The following is a 6,412-nucleotide window of genomic DNA, read 5'->3' as shown; positions in this document are numbered from 1 at the left end:
ACTCTTTGCCGCAAATCCAAAGAATGAGTCGGCATTCCTTTCTCTCCTTCCTCTTGAATACCTGTACCCTATTTTAAATTAAAAGGCTGTATCGAAACATTGTCAATTGTGATTCAATGTGATCAAGCTCACCATTACGTTTCATGACGTTTGATATCCATAGTGGAAGAGTTGGGATCTTTATCCATCCACTCGTCAGTGTAGGAGTTAGCCATGGTTATTCTCGACTACAGCGATGCAGACAGTGGCTTCTGGGCTTCGACTCCTCAGGGTTTGGTGGAGGTGATCAAGTTTCAGAATCACTTCTACGCCCTTCGGCAAGTGTACAAACGCGCCCAAGACGCGATATCTGCCTGTCGCGCCGACATTGAAAGGGGATTTCTTAGCATTGTGGTGCAGTTTGAGAATCACGCGGAAGTGTGGGCTCAACTGTCGCCGGGCGTACCCGTGCAGTCCCAACCAGAGGCTGCTCCTACGGACAACCCTGCCAAGCCCAAGCTGACCTATCGCGGCCAACCGGTGAGCAAACCTTCCCGAAATCCCAGCCTCGCCCGCAGGCCCTTGCCTGACTCCCTCTATTTCCGCGGCGCGAAGATCGGCTAGACCGTTTCCGTTTGCCAGGTCTGGAGCGGTCGAGATTTCCCTTCTGGCCGCAGCCATCTGCGTTAGCGGTGCAAAGCACCATAGAGGCCCACCCCATAGCCCAGTACCTCAACCGGATCCCCTTGGCTTTCTGCCGGCAGTTGGGATCCCTTTCCCAACCACTGGGCCTCGTGGCTATCCAAAAGCTTCTCCCAGGTGCCGCTGGGCCATTGGGTATAGGTGACTGGCTGATCGGGGCTGAAATTGAAAAGGGCAAGCAAAGCCTGGGATCCGTGGCGGCGGTGCAGAGCTAGGCCAGAGTTGGAAAAGAGCTCCACTTCCACCCCGTCCCGCTCCAGATGCTGGAGGGCCGGCTGGGTTTTGCGCAGCTGGATCAGGGCCTGGTACCACTTCCAGAGAACCTGGTGGTGACCGGCTTTTTTCAAGTCCCAATTGAGCTTGGAGCGCAAGAAAGTCTCTTCAGCTTGGGGATCCGGCGGCTCTCCCTGCCAGGCAAAGGCGCTGAACTCGCGGCGGCGTCCTTGGCGCACCGCTTCCACCAGGTCGGGATCCCCGTGGCTGACAAAATACAGAAATGGCGCCACTTCCCCATACTCTTCCCCCATAAATAGCAGCGGCAGCATGGGAGCTAGCAGCAGGGCAGCGGCAGCCAATTTGAGGCCCTCGAAAGAGGTGAGCTGGCTAAGGCGCTCTCCCAACATGCGGTTGCCGATTTGATCGTGGTTTTGAATGCAGACAACAAATTGGGATCCCGGTCGCCCAACAGCGGAGTTGCCGTGACGCCTGGCGCGGTAGCAGGAGTACTGGCCAGAATAAACGTAGCTCTCCCGGTAAGCCTTGGCCAGGTGCTCCAATTCGCCAAAGTCCTGGTAGTAGCCTGTCTTTTCCCCGGTAAGCAGGGTGTGAAGTGAGTGGTGGAAGTCATCGCACCACTGGGCATCTAGCCCGTAGCCCCCTTGCTCTCGGGGGGTGATGAGGCGGACATCGTTGAGGTCGCTTTCGGCAATGAGAACCCTGGGCCGGCCAGTGCGAGCTTCTAGGGCATCCACCTGCTCTGCCAATTCCTGCAAGAAGGGGTAGGCGCTGAAGTCGTAGATGGCATGCACCGCGTCCAGCCGCAGCCCATCGAGATGAAACTCCTCCAGCCAGTACTCGGCGTTTTGTAGGAAAAACTCTCGCACGCCGTCAGAATAGCGGTCGTCGAAGTTGAGGGCATCCCCCCAAGGGGTGTGGTACTTGTCGGTGAAGTAGGGGCCAAAATCCCGCAGGTAGTTCCCCTCCGGCCCCAGGTGGTTGTAGACCACATCCAAGATGACGGCCAAACCCAGTTGGTGGCAGGCATTGACTAGGGCTTTGAAGCCTGCCGCTCCTCCATAGCTGGTCTGCACCGCGTAGGGGTAGACGCCGTCGTAGCCCCAGTTGCGCTCTCCTGGAAACTGGGCCACCGGCATCAGCTCCAGCACGTTTACCCCCAACTCCACCAACTCCGGCAGGCGAGGGATCAGAGCAGCAAAGGTGCCCTCGAGGGTAAAGGTGCCTACATGCAGCTCGTAGAGGATCCACTGAGACAGGGGGATCCCCTTCCACCCCTGATCCTGCCAGTCGAAGTGGGGATCCACCACCCGCGAGGGGCCATGAACGCCATGCGGTTGACAGCGGGAGGCCGGGTCTGGTCGCTCCACTACCCCTGCCTGGGTGTGCAGGCGGTAGAGGTAGTCCACTGGCCCAGGTGGGATCCCGTCCACCTCCCCCTGCCAATAGCCCTGCTCATCCCGCACTAGAGTAAAGCAACGTTGGACAGGGCTGAGCAGCTTCAGCTCCACCTGCTCAACCAAGGGCGCCCACACCGAGAAGTGATAGCAGCCTGAGCCCAGGGGATAGGCGCCCATCCGCCCGGCCTGGAAGAAAGGAGAAGCCTGCAACACAGAATCTATCCCGCAACTCGGCTTCCGCTATAGCGAGCATGCCTGGCAAAAGCCGGAGAGTGGGTTTTTGGCTTCTCCTCTGCCATAGTGGAATGGGTCTGATACATTTACGCTGAACACTGCTGAACATCACTGTTCAACTATGCAGCGATAGCATTCTGTTTGTTTCCAAACAGAATGGCGGTATCCCGCAAAGCTTTGAGTAGAATACCCAAAGCGCAGTTTCCGTGTCGTCTTACTACCAATTTTCTGCTTTGCTTTGGCTACCATGTTGGCAGACTCGAAAGTAAACAGAAAGATCAACTGGTAGTAATCCGTACTGAACATATTATACATTATTTTCAGTATAGTTGAGCTTATTATTGACTAGAGTCATGCTCTAGCGCTTAGGTCTCATGCTCAACTACCCGCCCAGCTATCCCGATCCCACTGTTGTGGACATCTACCACGGGCAGGCGGTACCGGATCCCTACCGCTGGCTGGAGGATCTGGATTCGGAGCAGACGCGGGCCTGGATTGAGGCGCAAAACCACCTTACCTTTAACTACTTGCAGCAGATCCCAGCCCGGCAGCGGATCCGAGAACGCCTGACCCAGCTCTGGAACTATGAAAAATACAGCCAGCCCTTCAAAGAAGGGGGCCGCTACTTCTACTTCAAAAACGACGGCCTGCAAAACCAGAGCGTTCTCTACACCCAAGAAAGTCTAGAGGGCCAGGCGCGGGTTTTGCTGGATCCCAACACCTTCTCGGAAGACGGCACGGTGGCTCTAGCGGGCATTGCCATCAGCCGCGCTCGCGACAGCGGTGCGGAGCACGCTGGACGGTATTTAGCCTATGGCCTCTCCTGCTCCGGCTCCGATTGGCAAGAGTGGAAGGTGCGGGACATCGAGACCGGCGAGGATTTGCCGGATCACCTCCGCTGGGTCAAGTTTTCCGGGGCGAGCTGGACCCTGGACGGGCAGGGATTTTTCTACAGCCGCTACGACGAACCAGCCCCGGGCAGCGAATACGAAAGCGTCAACTACTTCCAGAAGCTCTACTACCACCGCCTGGGCACCCCCCAATCAGAAGATGTCTTGGTCTATCACCGCCCCGACCAAAAAGAGTGGGGCTTTGCCGGCGGGGTTACTGAAGATGGGAATTACCTCATCATCTCCGTCTGGCGGGGCACGGATCCCAAAAACCTCATCTTCTACAAAGACCTGCGGGATCCCCAGTCTCCTGTAGTAGAGCTCATCCGCGAGTTTGAGGCCGAATACAGCTTCGTGGGCAACGACGGATCCCGCTTTTGGCTGTTGACGGACTGCCAAGCTCCTCGGCGGCGACTGGTGGCCATCGACTTGGAGCAGCCTGACCGGGTGCAGGAGGTGATCCCTGAGGCGGAGGAGACCCTGCAGGGGGTTAGCTTGATCAACAATCAGTTTGTGGCCTTCTACCTCAAAGACGCCCACACCCAGATCAAGACCTTTGCTTTAGACGGTAGCTACCTGGGGGAAATTCCGCTGCCCGGGCTGGGATCCGCCAGCGGCTTTGGCGGCAAGCGCTACGACACCGAGACCTTCTACACCTTCACCAGCTTCACCACCCCACCCACCATCTACCGCTACGATTTCACCAGCGGCACCAGCACCCTGTTCCGTCAGCCCCAGGTGGATTTCGATCCCCAGGCCTACGAGGTGCAGCAGGTGTTCTACACCAGCAAAGATGGCACCCGCATCCCCATGTTTCTTGTCCACCGCCGCGGCCTGGCTCGGACAGGGGATCACCCCACTCTGCTGTATGGCTACGGCGGCTTTGGCATCTCTCTTACCCCCAGCTTTTCAGTGGGTCTGGTGGCCTGGCTGGAAATGGGAGGGGTTTACGCCCAGCCCAATTTGCGCGGCGGCGGCGAGTACGGAGAAGAGTGGCACCAGGCGGGCACCAAGCTCAACAAGCAAAAGGTGTTCGACGACTTTATTGCCGCTGCTGAGTGGCTGATAGCCCATGGCTACACCAACCCCGCCAAGTTGGCCATCTCTGGCGGCAGCAACGGCGGCCTGCTGGTGGGGGCCTGCCTGGTTCAGAGGCCGGAGCTGTTTGCAGCGGCCCTGCCGGCAGTGGGGGTGTTCGACATGCTGCGCTTTCATAAGTTCACCATCGGCTGGGCCTGGATCTCCGAGTACGGATCCCCGGAGAACCCGGAGGAATTCAAGGCCCTCTACGCCTATTCCCCTCTGCACAACCTCAAGCCCGGCACTGCCTATCCCGCCACCCTGATCACCACCGCAGATCACGACGACCGGGTGGTGCCCGCCCACAGCTTCAAGTTTGCCGCTGCCCTGCAGGCAGCCCAGGGGGGATCCCAGCCGGTGCTCATCCGCATCGAAACCAAGGCAGGGCACGGGGCCGGCAAGCCCACTACCAAGCTGATCGAGGAAGCTGCCGACCGCTGGGCCTTTTTGGTGCAGGTGCTAGGGATCCCCTGGGACGGAACGGGAAGTTAGCGAGCTCTAGGACCCAGGCCCACCCGACCGGCATAAACTGCCGCTTCCCCCAGCTCGTCTTCGATGCGCAGCAGTTGGTTGTACTTGGCAATGCGCTCGCTGCGGCAGAGGGATCCGGTTTTGATCTGCCCGGCACGGGTGGCCACCGCCAAGTCGGCAATGGTGGTGTCTTCCGTCTCGCCAGAGCGGTGGCTGATGATGGTGCGAAAGCCGGCTTGAACTGCCAATTGGATGGCCGAGACGGTCTCCGTCAGGGTGCCGATTTGGTTGGGCTTGATCAAAATGGCGTTGGCGGCGGCGCTGTCGATACCCTTTTGCAGGCGGGTCAGGTTGGTTACAAACAGGTCATCTCCCACCAGCTGTACCCGGGATCCCAGTTGAGCGGTCATGGCTTGCCAACCGGCCCAGTCTTCTTCCGCTAGCCCATCTTCAATGGAAAGGATGGGATAGTTGGCCAGCAGTTGCTGGTAGTAAGCCACCATATCAGCCGCGCTGTGGGCTTTGCCCTCAAAGTGATATTGCCCATCCTGCAGCAGCTCGTTGGCGGCCACATCCAAGGCCAAGGCGATATCTGCTCCCGGTTTGTAGCCTGCCTGTTCAATAGCCGTCATCAGCAGATCCAAAGCCGCCGCATTGGAGTCGAGATCAGGAGCAAACCCCCCTTCATCCCCCACACCGGTGGACAGCCCCTTCTGCTGCAGCACTTGTTTTAGTACCGCAAACACCTCAGCCCCGTAGCGCAGCGCCTCGCGAAAGCTGGCCGCTCCAATGGGCACAAGCATAAATTCTTGAATATCGACGTTGTTGTCGGCGTGGGCGCCGCCGTTGAGCACGTTCATCAGCGGCACCGGCAGCAGGTTGGCAAAGGGCCCCCCCAGGTATTTGTAAAGAGGCAAGCCCACTGCTTCCGCAGCCGCTTTGGCTGTCGCCAGAGAAACTGCCAAAATAGCGTTGGCCCCCAGGCGGGACTTGTTGGGGGTGCCGTCCAGGTCGATCAGCAACTGGTCAATACGGGCTTGGTTGAGGGCATCTTCTCCCTGCAGCTCCGACTGGATGGGGCCAAGGATGTTTTCCACCGCCCTCAGCACACCCTTACCGCCGTAGCGTTTGGGATCCCCATCCCGCAGCTCGTGGGCCTCGAAGGTGCCGGTCGAAGCACCGCTGGGAACCTGCGCCAAGCCCGTTGCCCCATTGGCTAGACCCACCAGGGCTTCTAGGGTGGGACGCCCTCGCGAGTCGAGGATCTCATGGGCGGTAATCCACTCGATGGCTGTTTCCACAGTTACACCTCAGCAATTGGCTAGATAGCTCTGGCCAAAGCCAGATCCCCCCATAGACTAGTAGATTCTTGCCCGCGATCCGGTCAGCTTCCAGAAAACTTTAAGTCTGTCCTTTAGGTAT

General features: G+C 58.5%; 4 protein-coding genes. 2 read left to right on the top strand and 2 right to left on the bottom strand.

Features of this window, described 5'->3' with window-relative positions; genetic code table 11:
* Positions 1-213: 213 nt before the first annotated feature.
* On the top strand, positions 214-603 hold the full coding sequence (locus tag ACVWXF_RS10865) for a hypothetical protein (protein ID WP_414422368.1): 390 nt from the start codon (positions 214-216) through the stop codon (positions 601-603).
* Positions 604-665: 62 nt separating this feature from the next.
* Here ACVWXF_RS10865 and treZ read toward each other — a convergent pair whose 3' ends face one another.
* Positions 666-2,492, bottom strand: a complete 1,827-nt coding sequence (gene treZ, locus ACVWXF_RS10860) for a malto-oligosyltrehalose trehalohydrolase (RefSeq protein ID WP_457474383.1) — start codon at positions 2,490-2,492, stop codon at positions 666-668.
* A 431-nt stretch (positions 2,493-2,923) separates the two neighbouring features.
* Between treZ and ACVWXF_RS10855 the strand changes: the two genes are divergently transcribed.
* Positions 2,924-5,011 (top strand): prolyl oligopeptidase family serine peptidase, encoded by a 2,088-nt coding sequence (locus tag ACVWXF_RS10855; RefSeq protein WP_457474380.1) that lies wholly within the window; start codon positions 2,924-2,926, stop codon positions 5,009-5,011.
* On the opposite strand, the gene eno is transcribed toward ACVWXF_RS10855, so the two are convergent.
* Complete coding sequence (eno, locus tag ACVWXF_RS10850; protein WP_011434092.1) at positions 5,008-6,291, bottom strand: phosphopyruvate hydratase; 1,284 nt, start codon at positions 6,289-6,291, stop codon at positions 5,008-5,010. The two genes, ACVWXF_RS10855 and eno, sit on opposite strands and share 4 nt — an antisense overlap.
* Positions 6,292-6,412: the final 121 nt, after the last annotated feature.

The sequence above is a fragment of the Thermostichus sp. MS-CIW-40 genome, from assembly GCF_054058315.1.
Note: the sequence above shows the minus strand (reverse complement) of the source record. Positions and strands in the feature narration are given on the sequence as shown.

Coding starts and splice junctions, on each gene's coding strand:
- ACVWXF_RS10865 (WP_414422368.1), top strand. CDS start 214: ATGGTTATTCTCGACTACAGCGATGCAGACAGTGGCTTCTGGGCTTCG.
- treZ (WP_457474383.1), bottom strand. CDS start 2,492: ATGGGCGCCTATCCCCTGGGCTCAGGCTGCTATCACTTCTCGGTGTGG.
- ACVWXF_RS10855 (WP_457474380.1), top strand. CDS start 2,924: ATGCTCAACTACCCGCCCAGCTATCCCGATCCCACTGTTGTGGACATC.